The organism is Stenotrophomonas sp. 59 (assembly GCF_030291095.1).
Taxonomy (GTDB): domain Bacteria; phylum Pseudomonadota; class Gammaproteobacteria; order Xanthomonadales; family Xanthomonadaceae; genus Stenotrophomonas; species Stenotrophomonas maltophilia_Q.
Genome location: NZ_CP127408.1, coordinates 2,338,381 through 2,358,941, shown reverse-complemented (window position 1 = coordinate 2,358,941; position 20,561 = coordinate 2,338,381). Strand labels below are relative to the sequence as shown.

Genomic DNA, 20,561 nt, shown 5'->3' with positions numbered 1-20,561 from the left:
CCCGGCACAGCAAGGCGAGGGGGAAGTGCGCGCTGTCAATCTTCATGGTCCGCCTGCTGCGGTTCACGCCTGTGCCAGACACAGACGAATCCCATCAGGACATGAACGATCGGCAGCTCCTTTCTTCCGGTTTCGGCAATCAGTGTGGTTGCACGCATGCTGGCATCCTCTTCTGTCGAGGATCAGAAGCGTATTGAGCCAAGCGGGGGGCGTCATTCGACAGTTCCGCCAGGTGATTCAGCAATCCGGCCATCTGCCGTGCAGCGGCCCTGACCAGTGCTCCGCCCGATGCGCTACAGCGCTGGAACCGTGATCCTCTGCAGGTCGAGCTTTGCCCGCAGGGCGTAGTGCTTGCGGGTGACCGGCACGACACAGGTCAGGCGGGGGGCAACGTAGTCCTTGAAAAGGGGCGGCCGCGGCGACGAAAGATAGAACCCGCGGTCCTGCCTGACCGCCGCCGGCAGCAGAACCTCGCTGAGGTCGCCGTCGGATGCATCTGTGACAAGGCAGGGCACATGGCGGAAGCCGAGCTTGCGCAGCAGGTACAGGCGGTGGGAGCCATTGGTCAGGATCACGCGCTTGCCGAACCGGGTGGCACTGATCAGGTTGTCACTGAAACCGAGATAGATGACGACGGCGTGGCTGGCCGCGCCGAACGGCTCGTAGCCGGTGATGGTGGCCGGATCGAGGGTCGCCACATCGAGGAAGCGCAGGTCATTGGATGCGGACGCAAAGGTGTAGCTGCCATCGGACTGGGTGAACCGGACGCTGGGGTGGGCATGGCGTCCGCTGCGGGAGACGAGCTGCATGACCTCCTGCGCGGTGGGCGAGGCGGACATTGCCGCTGCCAACTGGTCGATGTGACGCAGGTTGATGCATTCCTGGAAGATCACCAGTCGATCAATCTCGACCATCTGCCAGGAGCGCGGCAGCACGCTGGTCATGCCGTGCATCGAGGGTTGCCGCAACGCCTGATCGGCCAGCGGCATCATCTCCTCGGGCAACGGCTGGACAACAATGGCGTCCGCCTCATTCGCCTCGTCCTGGCGCAGGCGATGCACGTCGTTGCGTGCGGCCTTCCAGTCGGCCACCAGCGCGGCCTCGTCGAAACATCCGGGCGGGCAGCGCTCCCTGATGAAGCGGACGAAGGCCGGCAGCGGAAACAGTCCCTTCAATAGAACGGTCGCGTCCAGGCCGTCGTCAGTGATCTCGCTGCTCATCCATTCTCCACCCCGGGGATTGCATCAACGGCCAACAGGCCGCGCCATTCGTCACGTCAAAATAATATGTTATATCGTAACATTTCGGTGCCTTGACGGCAATCGCCCTGCAACGTGCGTGGCGATGGTGGCTTGGCTGCTCCGTATCCAATGCAACGTCTGGATACATCCACTGACTAGAGGAGATGTTCATGAACGAGCTGATTGAGCTGGGTGTAGTGGCAGGACAGCAGAACCCTGAAGGACAGGGTGTGGGTGGTGAACTGATCGAGCTGGGCTCGGTGGTTTCGGAAACGAAGGCGCACAACCACGGCACGTTGTGGGATGGCGTCTTCCCGACCACCTCGCCCTGATCTGCCGCGCAATGCAGTCACTGCGGTGCATGCCTTGCATGCACCGCTTCTTGGTCCCAGGGCAGGAGAGCACGTGATGGAGCAGGGCGCCGCCCCCTATTTCCTGTCGAAGCAGGCGCATGTCTGCGTCACCGCTGATGCGATGGTGATCCTTGACCAGGGCACGGGAAAATATCTCTCCATCGACAGGCGTGGCGCCGCAAGCCTGGGAGGCCTGGTTCTCGACTGGCCCTTGCCCCCCGATGGGCAACGGATGCCAAAGCTCCTCCAGTCGCTGATCGATCGCCAGCTGATCACCCGGGATCCACGTCAGGGCAAGTCCGCCGCCAGCCCCAGTCTGGAACTGCCACGGCACTGGGTGCGCGAGGGTGAGCCTAGGGGATGCCCGAAGATCACCGCGCGCGACGTGGGAAGGTTCATGGCGTCGGCTGCCCATGCCGCGTGCTGCAGGGCGGTCCTGCCTTTCAGCGCCACCGTGTCATCGGCCCGCAGGCGCGCCGACATCGCCCAAGGCAAAGCGGCAAGCCTCCAGGAGCTGGCCTTCCTGGTCCGGGTGTTCGATTGGCTCCGGCCCGTCGCCTTCAGGAAGACCGACGAGTGCTTTCTCTACTGCCTGGCGATGAGGGAATTCCTGTCGAAGTACGGGATCGTTCCTGCCTGGGTGTTCGCGGTCAGGACACAGCCGTTCGCTGCGCACTGCTGGCTGCAGCACGGTGACCACGTGCTGACCGATATTCCCTTCAACCTGCGCCGGATGGTTCCCATCCTGGTGCTGTAACGAAACCCGTCGCATGTATCGATACATCGCCGTGCTCTGGAACACGTTCTCCGAATCCGCAACGGCCCAGGCAGGGCAGGCGGTGGCAAGGATCGAGGCCACGCTGCCCGGTGCCAGCTGCGTCATGAGCGGAAACGGGGCTGCGATCTACGCGCAGACTGATAATCCCGGCTATTTCGAATGCAATCGATCCGGTTCCCTGGTGGTGCTCGGAACGCTGTTCCACAAGCATTTCGGCGCAGGCATCGTACCTGGGCGCGTAAACCTCGATGCGGACTCGGCCGACAGCGCCTGCAGCAGCCTCGGCCGCAGCATCGTCGAGCAGTACTGGGGCCGGTACGTGGCGTTCGGCTACCAGGCGCAGACGGCGAGCTGGTTTGTCCTGCGCGATCCCACTGCGGAGATCCCGTGCTACATGACCACGGCGGGTCAGTTGACGGTCGTCTTCTCCAACATGGAGGACTGCCTGAGGCTGGGCCTGCGCGATTTCAGCGTGGACTGGTCGTTCCTGTCCTACTCCCTGCTGTACCCGTTTCGTGATGGCCTGCAGACCGGGTTCGAGGAGGTCACTTCCGTTGAGCCCGGCGAAGCGGTCTCGATCCGCGATGGCGAGCCGGTCGGTCGGCAATGCCAGTGGGACGTGGTGCGCCTGGCCCGCGACCAGCCTGTCGAGGACATCGACGAGGCCGTGCAGCTGGCCCGTTCAACACTGCTCGGCTGCATCGGCGCGCTGGCCGGACAGCACCGGAAAATCCAGTTGCAGCTGTCCGGTGGACTGGACTCCTCGATCATCCTGGCGGGCCTGCTGCATGCGCCCTCAGCTCCCGAGGTGACCTGTATCCATCATTACGATGACGGTATCGGTGCGGACGAGCGGCGGTTCGCACGAATGGCGGTCGAAGGGGCCCGGCAATCCTCGGGCAGGCACTGCGAATTCATCGAGTATCGGCGGCAGCCACACTGCGCGCTGGAAGAAATCATGACCTTCCCGCGGACAGCGCGGCCAGCGCATTGCTCCGGCTATCTCCTCCATCGACGCGACGTGGACTTCGACGGCGACACCGTACAGTTCACCGGTGTCGGCGGCGATGCAGTGTTCCTGCGCTTCAAGGGCAACGCCGCTGCGATCGACTACGCCTGGCGTCGTGGCATCGACCGGGGATTCTTCCGCGTGGCCTTCGAAACCGCGCAGTCCGGCGACTCGCTGTACGGCGTACTGCGGGATGCGCTCGTCCATGGCCTGCTCAGGCGTCCGGCCAGCATCAACGGCCGATGGGGCAAGCCCTGCCCATGGGTGCGGGTGGAGCGCGCCGAGCAGGATGGCATGCAGCCGGCCTGGCTGCGGCATGCCGTGGAGCAGCGGCATCACGTATCCCCCTACAAGCTGGCCCATATCGGCCGGATGATATTCCCGACCAGTGTGCTTGATCCGTTCGAAGGGGCGGGACGCTGGCATGGCGTTTCACCGATCAGTGCGCAGCCGCTTGTCGAGTTGTTCGCGCGCATACCGCTGCACCTGCTCATGGCGGATGCGGAGGACCGCACCATCGCGCGGCGTGCGCTGAAAGGCCTGTTGCCGGAGGCGCTGCTGTCGCGAAAGGTGAAGTCGTACCTGGATGATCACTCCGTGGCCGTCACCCAGGGGCACCAGCCGTTCATCCGCAGTCTGCTGGTCGATGGGTTCCTGGCCAGGCGTGGCTACCTCGACAGCGCGCTGGCCGATGCGGGCATCCGGCGGGTCAGCCCGGATCATTCGTCGCAGGTGCTGGGCATCTTCGGCCCGCAGATCAACATCGAAGCCTGGCTGAGGCGCTGGTCCGGCCAGCCGGGCCAGCAGGTTGCCGGCGCGGTCTAGGCGTTCCGGCTCATCTCTTCCAGGTAGAGGCTCTCGAGATCGTTTGCGGTGATCGTGCTGGCATCCAGCGTCCTGCGCAGGCGGCCGGCGCGCATCAGGCCGATCGTGGTCGCCACCTCGCGGGCCCGGAACAGATCGTGGGTCGCCATCAGGATCGCCGTGCCGCGGTCACGCTCCCGCACGATCAGCTCGTGGAACTCGGCCGATGCCGTGGGGTCCAGGCCAGAAGTCGGCTCATCCAGCAGCAGCGCCTTGGCTTCCTTGACGATGGCCAGTGCGATGCCGACCTTCTGCCGCATGCCCTTGGAATAGAGGCCTACGCGTCGGCCAAAGGCCTCGGTTGCCAGCCCGGCGGACCTGAGCGCCTGCTTCAGCCGCGCAGGTGAGCGTTCCTCGACACCGGCCAGGCGGGCGAAATAGTCCAGGTTCTCATAGCCGGTCAATTCGTCGTACAGCGCCACGGTCTCCGGGATGTACAGCAGCCGCCGGCGTACCTCCTGTGGCTGCCGGTGCGCGCTGAGTCCGTCCACATCGGCCGAGCCGGAGGTGGGCTTCAGGAACCCGAGGAACAGTTTGATGGTCGTCGACTTGCCCGCGCCGTTGGCGCCCAGCAGGCAGAAGATCTCACCCGGCTTCACCTCGAAGCTGACGTCGTCGAGCGCCCGATGCGCGCCGTGTTCCATGACCAGGCTTTTTGCAGACAGCATGTGGATGTTTCCTCAGGGCGTAGCCAGCCGGCCGCGCAGCGTGGCGGCAGCAAGCAGGACAATCAGGCTGGCGATGATCAGTGCGGCAAGGTCGGCCAGGACACCCCGCTGGGCAGCGCCTGCGGTGTCGCGGAACTCGAAGCAGGGGAGCGCCTCGTACTCGTCGAGGGTCTGCGGCAGATCACGGTCCAGATAGCCCTTGTGCAACAGCCGCCGCGCCTGCCAGAAGGCGTGGACCTGACGCTGGAACTCGAGCGCGCGCCCCGAGTCCGAGCCCGCAATGCGATCGAGCGCATCCTGGGTGGCCACGGCGGGCAGCACCAGCCGCACCCTGTCCAGTACGCGGCGATGCGCTGCCTCCGCCTGCGCATGCGAGGCGATCAGCCTGGCCAGCTCAAGATCGGCGGCAACCCGGTCTGCATAGGCCTGGCGCACTGCATCGGGGATGACGGGTGATGACGAATGCTGGGGTGCCGGTCGTGCGAGGTGCTCGCGCTGCTGGCGCTTGGCGATGTCTGACTGCCTCGCCTTCACTTCCGTGGCGAACTGCATCTGCGACGGTGGCGGCGCGATCAGGTTCACCGCGGCCAGGGTCAATGATGGGGCCATGACCACGATCAGCAGCCACAGCGCGCCGGCGGCGATGGCGGCCTCGGTGGTGCGGCGCGAAAGGCACGCGATGAGCAGCGCCAATGCCAGCCAGAAAGCACCGTAGGCGAGTACGGTCAGGGCCAGCATGATCAGCCCCACGGGGCTTCGGGCGCCTGACCAGACGGCCATGGCGACGATGATGGCCAGCGTGGGCAGCAGCACCATCAGGCCACGGGCGAGGGCCTTGACCACGAGCAGCCGCGCCGCCGAAACCGGCTGCGACAACACCAGCGCCGCGATCCCGCGCTCGCGCTCACGCGACCACAGGTCATGGGTGGCCACGAGAATGACCAACGGCAGCAGGAAGACGATGACGAAGGCCAGATCGAACCGCCCTGCCGCCCGTGCCGCCGGATTGCCGATGTCGGCCCAGACATGCTTGAGCAGTTGGGTCGGATCGCCCAACGCGACCACATCGGCGGTGTAGGGGTAGGCATCTGCCTGGCCGATCGACAGCGATGCCATCTCACCGGGCACAAGCACCGGCTGCACGCGGGGCAGTACCGATGGTGCCTTGCCGACGAACGCGCGGCTGCGATCCCTGGTCTGCTGCTCTTCCTGCTTGATCAGTGCGATGGCCGCCTCGCGCTGGTCCACCCACGCGCGACCGTTCCACGCGGCGTAGGCGCCCAGCCCCAGCAGGAGGACAAGCAGCACCGGCAGCGCCCGGTCACTCAGCAGGCGACGGATCTCGTAGCGGGCAATCGACGCCACGCTCATGGCGATCTGCCCAGTTGCCGCGACGAAATGACGACCGCCATGAGGCCGAGCACCAGCCAGGCCAGCAGAATGGCGAGGTTCACGCCCTGGATTGCGGCGATGCCTGCCAGGCTCTGCCGCGGCGCCTGGTACTGCACCGGGCGGGTGATGCCGGCGATATCGGCCAGATGCTTCCCGCCCCCTGGCGCCTTGTGCAGTTTCACTTCCTGGTTGAGTGCCTGGATCAACCGGTAGCGGTAGTCCTCCACGCCACGCAGGAATGCCAGATGTGCCCGGAAATCCGTGCCCGCGAACCCACGCGACCAGGACTGCAGCGCCAGTGTTGGAGAGGCAATGGCGAACAACCGCTGCGTGGCATCCTGCTGCTGGTAGGTGGCATGCAGGTTGTCGAAGTGGCGGTTGTAGACGCGGGTGGAGTTCGCCTCGGCAAACTCCAGGGCCACGCCACGGAAGTTCACCGGCAGGTCGTACACGCTGTCGACGCGGTAGCGCGCCATCAACGCCGTACGCAAGGCATCCAACCGCTTGTCCGCCGGGTCGTGGCCATCCGCACCGTTCTCCGCTTCTTCGGTGACGCCAGCCCTGAAGGAGGGTGCGGAAGGGGTCGGATGCAGGGATTCGGCCACGGCGGGCGCCACCCTCGGCACCAGCAGCGTGGACACTACCCAGAAGCCCAGCAGCACCACCAGCGACGTCCGGGCGGAGCCGGCGAGTGCCGACACGCCCACGGTGAACGCGCAGAACACCAGCAGATAGAGCACATAGGCCGCGGCAAGTGCGAGCAGGGCGGCGATATCGGCGGCGCCGCCGTACTGGATGGACAGCCCTGGAAGGCTGATCAGCAGCATGGCCATCACCAGCAGCAACGAGGCAGCCGCGATGGCAATCAATCGCCCGCTGATCAGCACGCCGGCCGAGGCGCCGGTGCCGAGTTCCTGGCGCAGCGTCTCCCGGGCTACATCGCCGGACAGGCTGGCGAAGCCGGCCAGGATGATCAGCAGCGGTGCCACAACCTGCAGCGCCCATGCCGCGGAGAAGCCCTGGAAGCGACTGAGCGCGGTGCCGGCGTCCACGGCGCGGTGCCGTGCCGGGTTCTGTGCATGGCCCTCGATGAACACCGAGGTCCCCAGGAAATCCGTCAGCCCGGGGTCCAGCGCCGCCAGCGGCCGCACCGGGGCAGGAATGGCACGGCCGACATGGGCGGCACTGTGGGGGTCGATCGTGCCCTGGCTGTCCCACAGCCGCGCCTCTTCCTCGCTCACTGCCTGGCGCTCCTGCGCCTGCAGGGTCATGCGTGCTGCGCCGCTGAGCACCGACGCACCTGCAATCAGCAACAGGGCAACGGCGAGCCACAGCACGCGCCGCTCGCGCCACATCAGCGTGAGCTGGGTGGACGCGACAGCGAAGGCCTGCTGGATGGCCAGCGTGGGCCTCGACGGGGCAGGGGAGTGGGCACGCATGCGGGGCCTACCAGCGATGCGTCAGCGTCATGGACAGGAAACGCCCCAGCGCTGTCGCGTTGGTGGGGTCGTAGCCGGTATTGATGCTGTTGATGATGAACGGCGGGTCCCGGTCGAACAGGTTCTGCACGTTGAACGCGAGCGAGGTGCCACGCTGTGGGTCCGCAGACGGACCGAAGTGATAGGCGAGGTTGAGGTCGACGGTCGTCCATGAGCTGACATGGGGGCGGGCGAGGTTGGCCGGATCGCGATAGCTGTCCACGTAGTTGACGAACAGCCCAGCCGCGGCCTGCTGCCGGCTCAGTGCGATGCCTCCACGCAGCTTCAGGTCCACCGGGTAGTACACCGCGTTCACCGCATCCACCTCGGGCGAGGTGCTGGTCACGCGCCGCTTCGAATCGATGATGTACTGCCCGGCCAGGTCGATGGCGATGTGGGTCTGGCCGGCGTCGAAGCCATAGGAAGTGCTGAAATCGATGCCGCGCTGCCGGGTAAAGGCGTTGTTCCGGAAGCGGTTGTCGAGGATCACCTGGCTGTTGGTTTCGTCCGTTCCGGCGGGCAGCGCATACGGGCCCACGCGCGAGACGAAAAGGCCCAGCCCCGACACACCCAGCTGGCGTGCCTGCTGGATCTGCTGCTGCGTGGGGTTGGTGGTCAGGATGTCCGCGTAGGGGGCCGTGGACTGAAGGAACAGCGAGGGAAAGCTACCGCCGAAGCCACTGCCGATGCGGTCGTCGTAGTCGATGTGGTAGTAGTTCGCGTCGATCTTGAGGCCAGGCACTGATGGCGGCGCGAACGAGAAACCGCCGGTCCAGGTCTTGGCGCGTTCGGGGCCCAGGTCCGGGTTGCCGTTGGACAGCATCATGAGGATCGTGTTGCCGCCGGGCGCGGCCGGGTTGGGCACGTTCGCCACCACCACGGTGTTGTTCAACTGCATGTCCTGGTACACCGGCGCCCGGTAGGAGCGGCCATGGCTGGCGCGGAACGACAATCCCTCGGTCGCCTCCCACAGCACGCCGAATTTTGGATTCAGCGTGGAACCGAAATCGCTGTAGTCGTCATAGCGCGCCGCTGCGGTCAGGGACAGGCTGCGCACACCCGGCAGGTCCTTCAGCAGCGGAACGTTGAGCTCGGCAAAGGCGGACCTGACGGTGCGCTGCAGGTCGAGCGGCTTTTCCAGGCCGCGGTGATCGAGCAGTTCGTAGCCATCACGACGGTAGCCCGCTCCGAATGCCGCACGTACGCCGCCGGCGGGCAGGTTGAACAGTTCACCGTCGGCAACCACGTCCAGGTAGCGCGATTCGGAATTGGTGTTGGTGGGTGGTGCGGTACTGGCGGAGCTGCCGGTGATGGTGGTGCGCTGGTAGGAGACATCGCTCCTGCCGAACCCGGAATCCAGGCGTGCCTGCCACGCATTGGGAAGATCCAGGGTGAGGCCGGCGAACAGGTCGAACTGCCGCGTGTGCGGGAACAGCCGCGTTTCGTCGGCCGTGCCGGAAATGGTGGTATCCATCTCGCGCTTGGCAAACGAGCCGGTGACGTTCAGGGCCAGCACATCACTGAGCTGCTGCACGCCGTCTACGTACAGGCTGTGCCGCTTCGATCCTGGATAGAGGTCGTAGGGCTTGACCCGCACGTTTCTCGAGAAGTCCTTCTCAACCGCAGGCAGGTTGCCCTGCTTCAGGAACTCGTAGCTGGCCAGCACGTGGCCACCTTCCCACGACCAGCCTGCCGACTGCGATGCCTGGTACTCCTCCATGCTGCCGGCAGTCACCGTGCCGTAGCGCACAGCGGTCTCGTAACCGGTGAAGTCGCGCCGCAGGATGATGTTGACCACGCCCCCGACCGCATCGGTGCCGTAGATGGCCGAGGCGCCATCGGTAAGGATTTCCACGCGTTCGACGGCACTCAGCGGGATCAGCGAGACATCGACGTACTGGTAGCGGTTCGATGAGGTCACGCGGTGGCCGTTGATCAGGGTCAGCGTGGTGCCGGTACCCAGCCCGCGCAGGTTGAGGGCGGTGCCCTGGCCGAAGTTGTTGCCGGTATCGCGGTCGACCCCGAGGTTGGCAACGTTCGCACCGTTGGCACCACCGCCGAAGTTCTGCGGCAGTTTCTCGAACAGTTGCTGCACGGTGGCCGCGCCAGTGCGGTCGATGGCCTCCCGGTCGATCACGATGACCGGGGAGGCGCCGCCCCCCACGGCGTTGCGGATGTTGCTGCCCACCACCAGGACCTTGTCCAGGGTGGCGGTCGGGGACTCGGGCAGCGGGCCTGCCGCGCTTGAACCACGGCCAGCGACCGTGCTCTGTGCCGCCGCCGGCAGGCTGGCCAGCAATGCAGCAGCGATGCCGAGGGCCAGGCGTGCACGCGGCGTAGCAGTGGATACGTTCGTCATTCCCCGGTCCATCGATCCCATCCGAAAGTGGTCTGCAACGCGGCTGCGCCGCCCCAGATGGCGATGTTATATCATATCATTTGAGCGAATGATGGGCCAACGCCGTGGGTCTGCTGGAACGACATCGATGACGAAGATCGCAGTTCCGCCGCCAGTTGCCGAAATCCTGGCGGCGTACTGGAAGGCCGACCGCAGGCTGTTGCTGCTGATCGCCGGCAGTGTCCTGCTATCCAGTCTTGCAGGTGTTGCAGCGCCGTACCTGTTCTCGCGCCTGATCGACCGCCTGCCCATCGATGGAGTCAACGCGCTGGCAGGGGGATTCCTGCTCTACGCCGTCGTGCTGGGCGTGGGCGGTGCCCTGCAGAACACGGTGCAGTACCTGTCGTTCCTCAGTGGCGAGAATCTCGGCTTCATCACCAGCACCCGCTACTTCGCCCGACTGCTGAAGAAGACCAACAGCTTCTTCCTGGACCACAATCCCGCCGAGCTGCAATCCGCCGGGGAAAAAGGCCGTGGCGCACTGAAGATCGTCGTGCAGCTGGGGCTGGTTGCCTTCATTCCCAGCGCGTTGCAGATCCTGCTGACCCTGGTGACGCTGGGCGCGTTGATCAACCTGCAGGTGGTGGTGATCGTGCTGGCTTACGGCACGGTGGCCGTCACGCTCTCGGCCATCGCCACCCGCCGTGCCCGCATCCATCGCGAAGCCGCCGTCGAGGCCGGGCAGCAGAATGCCCGTTTCGTTGGCAACGCCATGAACGCCATGGAAACGCTGCGCCAGTTCGGCGGCAACGCCTGGATGGTGCAGCGCTTCGAGCGGAAGGCCCAGGATGTGCGTGACAGCTGGCGCGCCTACGTGCTGCAGCGGATAGGCTTCATCGCCCTGCTGGGCATCGGCCTCGCAGTGGAGTTCATTGTGACCTTCCATCTGCTGCTGCCGCGCTACCAGAGTGGGACGCTCAGCGTCGGCGACATCGTCCTGTTCAATCTGCTGCTGCTCCAGTTGAACATGCCGTTCGAGATGATTGCCCGTTCCATCGACGACGTCGCGCGCTCCTGGAGCATGCTGGGCCCGCTTTCAACCCTGTGGGCGGCGCCCGAAGAACGGCAGGTGGCCCATGCCCAGCGCTTCGCCGGAGGCAATGGCCGGCTGGAGTTCCAGCGGGTCAGCCATCGCTACGGCAACGGGCGCGGAGTGGACGATGTCTGCTTCCAGGCCGGGCGGGGCGGCATCACCTTCCTGATGGGGCCCACCGGGTCGGGGAAGTCGACGCTGTTCAAGCTGGCCCTGAAGTCGATCGATCCCCAGCGTGGCCGGATTCTCGTGGATGGCGTCGAGCTGTCCGATATCGATCGTGCTGCGTGGCATTCCGCTGTCGCGGTGGTTCCCCAGGACGTCATCCTGCTCAATGAAAGCCTGGCCGACAATATCCTGCTGGGGCGTGCGCGTGATGATGGCCGGCTGCGGCATGCCGCACGCAGGGCCGCGATCCTGCCATTGATCGAGGCGTTGCCCGAGGGGCTTGAGACCACGGTGGGCGAGCGTGGCCTGAAGCTTTCCGGCGGGGAGCGGCAGCGCATTGCAATCGCGCGTGCGCTGTATGGTGAACCGGCAATCCTGTTCCTGGACGAAGCAAGCTCTGCCCTGGATGAAGCCACCGAGCGCGAGATCATGGACCACATCCGTGCCATTGCCAGTGACGTCACCGTCGTGGCCATCACCCACCGGCGCAGCATCGTGACCGCGGCCGATCGGCTGATCGATCTCGGGGAGGGCCACCAAGGCAGGGCAGGGGCGCCTTTCACCCCCGGGTGATCGGCCTGGCAATGGGCTATCGTGTGCGCTCTTTCCCGATCGCCCTTCAAGCGCCAGCGCATGGAAGCCCTTTCGATGACCGTTCGAAACCGGCGGTGGCTCAACGCCTTCGCCCTGTCCGCCGCCCTGCTTGGCGCAGGCTGCTCCGCCGCGAAGGCTCCGCCGAAGGATCTGCGGGCGGACATCGACCAGGTCGCGCAGACCCTGATCGAGCAACCGCTGCTGCACGCGGCCTCCATCGGAGTGGTGTACCGGGGCAGCACTTTCATCCGCCATCGCGGTGACATGGAAACCGGCAAGCCAGGGCCGCCCACCGACGCAACCGTTTACGAAATCGGCTCGTTGAGCAAGACCCTGGCCGGCACCCTGATGGCCAACGCGGTCCTGGAAGGCAGGCTGGGCCTGGAGGATGACATCCGCATGTACCTGCAGGGCGACTATCCGAACCTGCAGTACCAGGGCCATCCCATCCGCGTCCGCCACCTGCTGTCGCATACCAGTGGCCTGCCGAACATGCTGCCGGAACGTGCGAACACGGTGCTGGAGGATTTCACCGACCACCGCACACCGGCTGAACTCAACGCGATCTACGCGGGCTACGGCAAGGCCGATTTCCTGAAGGACCTGCACGCCGTGCAGATCCCGCGGTTGCCGGGGAAAGAGTACGCCTACTCCAGCGCCGGCACGCAGCTGTCCGCGCACATTCTGGAACGGGTCCATCAGCGTGACTACGAGCCGCTGCTGCGTGACTTCTTCCGTGATTCGGCCGGCATGACGGGCGTCAGGATCAACCTGGGCGATGCCGAAACGCCATGGCTGGCCGTCGGTTACCACAGCGACAATCCGCTACCGACCACACCGATGCCGCAGCTGCCATGGGGCGCTTCCGGAAACGTGAAGGCAACCGTCCCCGACATGGTGAAGTATCTCCAGTTCGAGCTGGCCAACGGTCCCGTCGTAAAGGAATCACACCGTACGCTGGCCACGTTCGACGACGACTTCAGCATCGGCTATTTCTGGAACATCGTTTCCGGCGACGGTCGGAAAGGCGTGTACTACGCCCACCACGGTGGTGTGCCACGCTCGCAGTGCTACATCTACATCATTCCAAAGCACGATCTTGGCATCTTCGTCATCACCAACCAGAGCGGCGACCAGACGGCACATGCCATGGAAACGGCGGTCGATACGCTGGTCGAAAGAATTGCGGCACGGGATGGCAAGGGAGGGCTTCGATGATCCGCCGCCTCTTGCTGGTGCTTGCGATGCTCCCGTTCGCCGCGGCTGCCGTGGTCATCCGCGACGATGTTGACGATGCCCGATACCGCATCGAGGCATCCGCGTTCCCGGCGCTGGCCGACATGCCAGGCGAGGGCCACGGTGTCCTCATCGCCCCCGGGTGGGTGCTGACCGCGGCCCATGCAGCGCCGATGGAAGGGATGGGCGCAACCATCGCCATCAACGGGAAGCGCTACGGCGTTGATCGGGTTCTCCTGCATCCAGGCTTCAAGCGGATGCCGGACGCCTTGGGCAAGGAGGCCATGGCAACGGGAAGTCCCTCCAGGATCCACGCCTTCCTGGCCACGTCGGACGATATCGCGCTGATCAGGCTGGCAGCGCCGGCCAGCGATGTGCCACCGGTAGCGCTCTATTGGGGCACGGGCGAGGCCGGGCAGGTTGCAGCCCTGATCGGGAAGGGCGCTACCGGCAACGGCGCCACGGGCCTGGTGCCGAACGGGTCGCATCGCACGACCCTGCGCCGGGCGTACAACGCCATCACCGGCGGCAACGAACGCTACCTCTGGTACCGGTTCGATCGGCCGCCGCAGGGCCTGCCGCTTGAAGGCGTGCTCGGCAACGGCGACAGCGGTGGCCCGCTGTTGATCGAGGATCAAGGTGCGTGGAAGCTGGTTGGCCTTGGGTCCTGGATCACTGCCGTTCCCGAGCATGCCCTTGAAGCGGGCTTCTATGGCCAGGTGGTCCACAACGTTCGCGTGTCCCGCTACATCGACTGGATCGAGGACGTGATGTGCCGCAACGGCGGCGCCTGCCGTCAGCCGTGATACCGGCGCTGGCAGGGGTTGCCCACTGACCCTGGCGTGGCTGCCTGCCAGGCCTTGCATCGGTCCTGCTGGACTTCCACTCGGGCAGGGGGTGTTTCAATTGCAAATGACTCGCATTACACTCCGGCCACTTCCCCATTGTTGACGCCTGCCGCCCACGTCGGCAGTACATCCGGCTACCCCAGTGACATTCACGCCCCTCCTGTGCCGATCGCAGATCTCTGCAACGGGGATGCCGTGTCTGCGCTAGGTCGCGACACGGCGGAGGATATGGAGGAGCCCGACGCATCATCGGTCGCGGCAGCTCGCCCGGATGCCGACAGCACCGCCACTGGCGGCATCCTGGCCAAGGCCTATGAACGTTGGCGGCGGCCGATACTGCGCAGCCTGACCCGCTTCAGAGGCAGCGTCGTCGACAGCGAGGACGCGCTGCACGACGGTGCGGTGAAGTGGATCGCGGCCCATCCGGTACTCGATTCCTGCGACAAGCAGGGCGCCTATCTCCGCCGGACGGTAATGAACACCGTGGCCGACGAATACCGCGAACATCATGCCGGCCGCCGCCTTCAGGTCGTGCCTCTGGCAGACGCTGAGGAAGCCGGCCACGCGATGGCCGGCGATGAATCACAGTGCCCGTTGCAGGTCACTGCACAACGGCAGCGCCTGCAGCGCCTGGCGGAGGCGCTTTCCGAACTGCCCGAGCGTCAGCGCGAGGCCTTCGTGCTCTGCCGCTTTGATGGCTTGACCCAGGAAGACGTGGCCACCCGCATGCAGATCTCCCGGCGCATGGTGGTCAAGCATCTGTCGCGTGCGGTGGCCTACTGCGAAGTGCGGGTACGCTATGCATCCCTGGCGCAGATGCAGGCACTGCATCGGCCAACCGGGGCGGGCGAGGTGTTGGCGCCTGCCACTGATGCTGATCTCTCCTGCCGATGAACGACACTCCTCCTGCCGCAGGTTTCGATCCGTTTGCCCTGCATGAGGCGGCTGCTGCGTGGCTGGTGCGCCAGCAGGATCCGGACTGGCAGCCGGAGGATGAGGCGAGCCTGCAGCGGTGGCTGGCCGAGAGCGAAGCGCACCAGCAGGCGTTCGCCGAGGTGGCCAGAACCTGGCACGACCTGGGCCAGCTGCCGCGCCCCATGCTGGCCTCGGACGGGCCTGCGGCGCTCGCACCAACGGCACCTGCAGCTCCGCGACGGGACGGCAGGGCGCGGCGTGGGCGGTCGTGGCGGCTGCCCCGCGCGGCGACCGCTGCGGCGGTGGCGATGCTGGCCCTGGGTTACGTCGGCTACGGTTGGTACACCGCACCCAGCTATGTGCAGGACGTGGCCACTGGCGCGGGCGAGATCCGTGACCTGCAACTGCCGGATGGCTCGCGGATTTCGCTCAATGCACGCAGCTCGCTGGCCGTGCATTTCTATCGATCCCGTCGTGAAGTCGTGCTCAGCCAGGGCGAGGCGTTCTTCGAGGTCGCCCCGGCGGCCGACCGGCCCTTCACCGTGGATGCGCAGCGCAGCCGGGTGACCGTGATTGGCACGGCCTTCAACGTGCGCAATGCGCCCGGCGAAGTCGTGGTCAAGGTGCTGCATGGGCACGTGCGGGTACAGCCGGATCGGGCCGAGGGCACCGCGCCGGTCAGCCTGCTCGCCGAACAGGGCCTGGCCGTTGCCACGTTTACAGCCACCTATCGCCCCATTGCGGCAAACGCAGAGAGCATCGGCGGCTGGCGCAACGGGCGCCTGGTGTTCCGGCGTACTCCGCTGGACGAAGTAGCGCAGGAAGTCGGGCAGTATCTGGGCCATCCCGTCACGCTGGGCCAGCCTGGGCTGAAGTTCCTGCCGGTCTCCGGGTACGCAGCCACCGACGCCCCGGCCACCTTCCTGGAGGCGTTGCCGGATCTGTTGCCTGTGCAGGTGACCCGCAATGCCCAGGGCGGCTATCGCATCGACGAACGGCCTGTGACCCGCTGACGCCCCGAGGAAAAATTCTTCCGGCGCGGGTTCCCACTCCACCGCCATTTTCCGTTTACCCCAGTGAGGCCAGTGGTGGCCAAGCATGATGGAGCGGTAATGGGGTACATGAAGATCAAGCGCGCACTTGTTGCCCGCGCGTTTTCCACGGGCGTACAGGCCAGGCGCCTGCCGCTGCTCGCGCTATGCATTTCCAGCGCGCTGGCAGCGCCAGCCATCGCACAGGCACAGCCCGCCGCGCGCATGCAGTTCGCTATTCCGGCGCAACCGCTGGATGCTGCACTGCGCAGCTTCTCCGAGCAGTCACGACAGCAGGTGCTGTTCAGTGAGTCGGCGGTGGCCGGCCGCCGCGCCCCGGCCTTGAATGGCAGTTACACGCCGCAGGAAGCACTGGCGCGCCTGCTGGAGGGGAGTGGGGTGCGTGTCAACGCCAGCCGCCCCGGCGTGTTCACCCTGGTGCAGGAAGCGGCATCACCTGGCCGCGGCAAAGACACCCAGACCACGCTGCAGACGATCAACGTGACCGCCAACGCCCCGAGCGATGGCGCCTATACCGTGCGCGAGCTCAGCCTGGGCAAACTGGGCCAGACCATCCGCCAGACCCCGCAGTCGGTCAGTGTGATCACCCGCCAGCAGCTGGATGACCGCAACCTCACCACACTGGACGAGGCGCTGGCACAGACCACCGGCGTGACCAAGACCGCCCGCAACTTCGGCAACCACAAGTTCTCGATCCGCAGCTTCACCGTCGATGACAACAACTACCTGGTCGATGGCGTGGCCGGCATCGTCTATGCCCCCGTGGGCTGGCTGCCCATCGACACCGCCGTACTGGAGCGGGTTGAAGTGCTGCGAGGCGCCGGCGGCATGATGCTGGGCGCAGCCGACCCCAGCGGGGCGATCAACATGGTGCGCAAGCGCCCGCGCGACCAGGCCCATCTCGATCTGGCGGCCACCCTGGGCTCATGGGACAACTACCGCCTGGAGGTTGATGGCGGCGGCCCGCTCAATGCAGCGGGCAGTGTGCGCGGCCGTTTGGTTGCGGCCTACCAGGACCGTGGATACTTCCAGCAGGGCACTTCGTCGAAGGCACCGGTCGCCTATGGTGTGATCGATGCCGACCTGGGTGCAGACACCACGCTGACCTTCGGCCTGCGCCATCAGCAGAGTGACACCGACGGCTACTGGCTGTTCGGCCTGCCGCGCTACACCGACGGCGGCGCACTGGACATCACGCGTTCCACCTCGCTCATTCAGGACTGGAACCGGCAGGAAGGCTCCGTCGACGAAGCCTTCGCAGAGGCGGAGCACCGCTTCAACGAGCGCTGGAAGGCGCGCCTGTCGGTGAACCGCACCGAGTCCGACCTGGACCAGCGCGTTGCGGTTCCGCTTGGCGGGGTGGACCGCGCCACCGGCGTCGGTTCGCGCTTCTACGACATCTATTTCAACCGCTCGCGCGTGCGCAGCGATGGCATCGATCTGCACACCACCGGCAGTTTCGACGCCTTTGGCCGCAGCCACCAGGTATTGCTGGGCGCGATGTGGTCGCGCCAGCGTACGCGTCAAAGCTCGGCGGACCTGGCCATCGACGTGCCGATCGATGTCTACGCACCGGACCACAGCGCCATCGCGCAGCCCAACCAGCCGGCATGGGACTGGGCGGAGAACGCCCGCGCCCAGCAGAGCGGCGTGTACAGCAACCTGCGCCTGCAGCTGGCGGAGCCCCTGTACCTCACGCTGGGCGGCCGGCTGAGCTGGGTGAAGTACCAGTCCAGCGATGGCTTCAGCGGTGCCAGGAGCCGTGACTACGAACAGAAGCACGAATTCACTCCGTACGCCGGGCTTGTCTACGACCTGGGGCCGCAATGGTCGGTCTACGCCAGCTACGCCGATACCTTCCAGCCGCAGAGCTCGTATGTCACTTCGTCCGGCTCGGTGCTGGACCCGGCCATCGGAGCCAACTACGAGCTGGGTGTGAAGGGCGAATTGAACGATGGGCGCCTGAACGTGTCTGCTGCGGTGTTCTCCATCCGCAAGACCGGCAACGCCGTGGTGGACGAGTCCGACCCGGGCAGTTGCCGTGGCTCGCTGGCTTCGTCCGATTGCTACCGCAATGGCGGCAAGCTGCGCAGCAAGGGTTTTGAGCTGGAAGCCAGCGGCGAACTGGCACCGGGCTGGCAGATGATGGCCGGCTACACCCACGTCACCAGCCGTGACGATGAGGGCGCGACCATCAGCGCCGAGACGCCCCGCCACCTGCTGCGCCTGTCGACGTCCTACCAGCTGCCCGGCAAGTGGAATGCGTTCTCCGTGGGTGGTGGCGTGTCGGCGCAGAGCAGCTACTCCTATCCGGCCTACGACGACCCGGACTGGCGCATGGGGGCGGCGGGGCGCGCCGTGTGGGACCTGCGTGCCGGCTATCGGATCAATCCGCGCTGGAGCGTTGGCCTCAACGTGGCCAACCTGTTCGATACGCGCTACTACGCCATGCTCAGCCAGATACGCCGGGGCAACTTCTTTGGTGAACCCCGCAATGTGACGCTGACGCTGCGCGGCTCGCTGTGATCCTCCACAACCGGCAGGGCGGCAGCGTGCCCGCCACGGGAACGGCATGAAGGCAGGTTTCCGCCAAAGCATGTCGTGGCTGCATACCTGGTGTGGCCTTACCAGTGGCTGGCTGCTGTGCGCGATCTTCCTGACCGGTACGCTCAGCGTGTTCCGTGAGCCGATCACGCGCTGGATGGAGGCCGGTCCCGTGCCGGCCTCCTCGCCAGCGATGGACTCGGGAGCGCAGGCGGCACGTGCGCAGCAATGGCTGGCCACCCACGCCGCCGATGCGTGGGCATGGCAGATCCGCTGGCCTGCCCAGCAGAGGTGGCCGCTGGAACTGTCATGGGAGGAGGGCGACGGCATCGCGCACGAACGCTGGGTGGATGCCAGCACGGGCATGCCACAACCTCCACCTCGCCTACGGGAAACCGAGGGCGGGCGCCATTTCATGTCCTTCCACTACACCCTGCACGGTGGCATGGCCGGCTACTGGCTGGTCGGCTGGATCACGGCCTGCATGCTGCTGGCGCTGGTCTCCGGCGTAGTGGTGCACAAGCGCATCTTCAAGGATTTCTTCACCTTCCGCCCCGGCAAGGGCCAGCGCAGCTGGCTGGATGCGCACAACCTGAGCGCTGTGCTGACTCTGCCTTTCCTGTTCATGATCGGCTACACCGGGCTCGCATTCTTCTACAGCAGCTATCTGCCGTGGCCCGTGCATGCGACCTATGGCGATGCAGATGGCGCATACGCGCGCTATGAAGCCGAACTGGCGCCCGCACAGCCGGTTCCGCCCGCAATCCTGGTTTCCACCGCACGACTGCCGGACCTGCCGCAACTGCTGGCGCGCGCGCAGGCCATCAGCGGGCAATCGCCGGCACAGATCATCATCCAGACGCCCGGCACCGTGCACAGCGTGGTGGAAGTGGTGGGTCGCAAACCGGTGGAAGGCGCGGACAGGCGCCTGCTGACCGAGGCCAGTCGGATCACGTTCGATGCTGCCAGCGGCACACTGCTGCAACAGCACGCATCGCACCCGCATGGCGTGGGTGCCGCGCAGGTGCACGAGAGCATCGAAGCACTACACAAAGCGGATTTCGGCGGTTGGCCGATGAAGTGGCTGTACTTCATCAGTGGCCTGCTGGGCACGGCGATGATCGCGATCGGTACGCTGCTGTTCTCCATCAAGCGGCGCAAGCGCAGCGAGCATGAGTTCGGTGCGCCTACGACGGGCATCTACCGATGGATGGAAGCGTTCAATGTGGTGTCGTTGGCCGGCATCGCGCTGGCCAGCATTGTCTACTTCCATGCCAATCGCCTGCTGCCGTTGGCAATGACTGACCGTAGCGGTTGGGAGATACGCATATTCCTGCTGGCCTGGGCGGTATCGTTGCTGCATGCCTTGTGGCGCCCGCCACGCCGGGGATGGATCGAGCAGCTGTGGCTGGCCGCGGTGCTGTGCCTGGCGCTGCCGCTGGTGAATCTGGCCACCACCGGCCAGCATCTGGTGATGTACCTGCAGCGGGGCGCGTGGCAGCAGGCCGGCGTGGAGCTCACCGCACTGGCGTTCGGCCTGGTGTTGGCACGAATGGCGGTGATGCTGCAGCGGCGTTGGCCGCAGGTGCAGGAGGCGCCACGCAACGCCAAGCCCGTGGAAGGGCGGGGCGCCGGCTATCGCTGGCAGGTGGCGGGTCGCGTGCTGGCCGCTTCGGCCGGCGGCTACGCGTTCACCGCGGCAACCGCGACCGCAGTGGCCTTGGGGCTGCCTGCGCTGACAGATGTGCGACCGGCAGTCTCCGTGCTGGCCACCTCGCTGCTGGGGTTCGTGCTGCTGGTGGCGGTGGCCGTGGGCGTATTCAGTGCCCGCAGCATGGGCAAGGCGTGGCTGGCGTTGGCCGTGGGTGGCGGCTTCATGGCGTTGTGCATAGCGTTGCTGCGGTCCGGTTCAATGTGACCCGTCACGCTGAACGCAGTTCTGTTCGTGTGGCTGTGCGAAGGCGCCTCGCCCACTGGCCCAGGTGGGGCC

The 20,561-nt window shown here is 65.9% G+C and carries 16 protein-coding genes; 10 read left to right on the top strand and 6 right to left on the bottom strand.

Annotated features, from left to right (window positions below; genetic code table 11):
• Positions 1-35: 35 nt before the first annotated feature.
• Together QP552_RS10985 and QP552_RS10980 are read right to left on the bottom strand one after the other, a co-directional pair.
• The gene (locus QP552_RS10985; RefSeq protein ID WP_258392026.1) at positions 36-158 is read right to left on the bottom strand and encodes a hypothetical protein; all 123 of its coding nucleotides are present in this window, start codon (positions 156-158) and stop codon (positions 36-38) included.
• Positions 159-293: 135 nt separating this feature from the next.
• Positions 294-1,220, bottom strand: a complete 927-nt coding sequence (locus QP552_RS10980) for a hypothetical protein (protein ID WP_286073622.1) — start codon at positions 1,218-1,220, stop codon at positions 294-296.
• Between the two features lie 191 nt (positions 1,221-1,411).
• Between QP552_RS10980 and QP552_RS10975 the strand changes: the two genes are divergently transcribed.
• The 3 genes from QP552_RS10975 to QP552_RS10965 all read left to right on the top strand — a co-directional run bounded on the left by QP552_RS10975 (position 1,412) and on the right by QP552_RS10965 (position 4,206).
• Positions 1,412-1,573 carry a hypothetical protein gene (locus tag QP552_RS10975; protein ID WP_164146301.1) on the top strand — a complete coding sequence of 54 codons (162 nt, stop codon included), beginning with the start codon at positions 1,412-1,414 and terminating at the stop codon, positions 1,571-1,573.
• Positions 1,574-1,649: 76 nt separating this feature from the next.
• The gene (locus QP552_RS10970) at positions 1,650-2,351 is read left to right on the top strand and encodes a lasso peptide biosynthesis B2 protein (protein WP_286073621.1); all 702 of its coding nucleotides are present in this window, start codon (positions 1,650-1,652) and stop codon (positions 2,349-2,351) included.
• Positions 2,352-2,364: 13 nt separating this feature from the next.
• A complete protein-coding gene (locus tag QP552_RS10965) occupies positions 2,365-4,206 on the top strand; it encodes an asparagine synthetase B family protein (RefSeq protein ID WP_286073620.1) in 1,842 nt (613 codons plus the stop codon).
• On the opposite strand, the gene QP552_RS10960 is transcribed toward QP552_RS10965, so the two are convergent.
• Genes QP552_RS10960 through QP552_RS10945 form a run of 4 tightly spaced genes read right to left on the bottom strand, consistent with a single transcriptional unit; the run spans position 4,203 to position 10,142 of the window.
• Complete coding sequence (locus QP552_RS10960) at positions 4,203-4,889, bottom strand: ABC transporter ATP-binding protein (protein ID WP_260678181.1); 687 nt, start codon at positions 4,887-4,889, stop codon at positions 4,203-4,205. The two genes, QP552_RS10965 and QP552_RS10960, sit on opposite strands and share 4 nt — an antisense overlap.
• 36 nt (positions 4,890-4,925) lie before the next feature.
• Entirely contained in the window at positions 4,926-6,284 is a 1,359-nt protein-coding gene (locus QP552_RS10955) for an ABC transporter permease subunit (protein ID WP_286073619.1), read from the bottom strand.
• Entirely contained in the window at positions 6,281-7,744 is a 1,464-nt protein-coding gene (locus QP552_RS10950; RefSeq protein ID WP_286073618.1) for a DUF3526 domain-containing protein, read from the bottom strand. The genes QP552_RS10955 and QP552_RS10950 overlap by 4 nt, the downstream gene beginning before the upstream one ends.
• Before the next feature lie 7 nt (positions 7,745-7,751).
• A complete protein-coding gene (locus QP552_RS10945; RefSeq protein ID WP_286073617.1) occupies positions 7,752-10,142 on the bottom strand; it encodes a TonB-dependent receptor in 2,391 nt (796 codons plus the stop codon).
• On the opposite strand from QP552_RS10945, the gene QP552_RS10940 reads away from it, so the two are divergent.
• The 7 genes from QP552_RS10940 to QP552_RS10910 all read left to right on the top strand — a co-directional run bounded on the left by QP552_RS10940 (position 10,126) and on the right by QP552_RS10910 (position 20,489).
• The gene (locus tag QP552_RS10940) at positions 10,126-11,955 is read left to right on the top strand and encodes an ABC transporter ATP-binding protein (protein WP_286073616.1); all 1,830 of its coding nucleotides are present in this window, start codon (positions 10,126-10,128) and stop codon (positions 11,953-11,955) included. The two genes, QP552_RS10945 and QP552_RS10940, sit on opposite strands and share 17 nt — an antisense overlap.
• A gap of 75 nt (positions 11,956-12,030) precedes the next feature.
• On the top strand, positions 12,031-13,194 hold the full coding sequence (locus QP552_RS10935; RefSeq protein WP_286073615.1) for a serine hydrolase domain-containing protein: 1,164 nt from the start codon (positions 12,031-12,033) through the stop codon (positions 13,192-13,194).
• Positions 13,191-14,018 (top strand): trypsin-like serine protease, encoded by an 828-nt coding sequence (locus QP552_RS10930; protein WP_286073614.1) that lies wholly within the window; start codon positions 13,191-13,193, stop codon positions 14,016-14,018. Before QP552_RS10935 ends, QP552_RS10930 begins: the two co-directional genes overlap by 4 nt.
• Before the next feature lie 204 nt (positions 14,019-14,222).
• Positions 14,223-14,954, top strand: coding sequence for a sigma-70 family RNA polymerase sigma factor (locus QP552_RS10925; RefSeq protein ID WP_286073613.1), 732 nt, complete (start codon positions 14,223-14,225; stop codon positions 14,952-14,954).
• On the top strand, positions 14,951-15,988 hold the full coding sequence (locus QP552_RS10920; protein ID WP_286073612.1) for a FecR domain-containing protein: 1,038 nt from the start codon (positions 14,951-14,953) through the stop codon (positions 15,986-15,988). The genes QP552_RS10925 and QP552_RS10920 overlap by 4 nt, the downstream gene beginning before the upstream one ends.
• 108 nt (positions 15,989-16,096) lie before the next feature.
• Positions 16,097-18,553, top strand: coding sequence for a TonB-dependent siderophore receptor (locus tag QP552_RS10915; RefSeq protein WP_286073611.1), 2,457 nt, complete (start codon positions 16,097-16,099; stop codon positions 18,551-18,553).
• A 70-nt stretch (positions 18,554-18,623) separates the two neighbouring features.
• Positions 18,624-20,489, top strand: coding sequence for a PepSY-associated TM helix domain-containing protein (locus tag QP552_RS10910; RefSeq protein ID WP_286073610.1), 1,866 nt, complete (start codon positions 18,624-18,626; stop codon positions 20,487-20,489).
• The last annotated feature ends 72 nt before the right edge of the window (positions 20,490-20,561 follow it).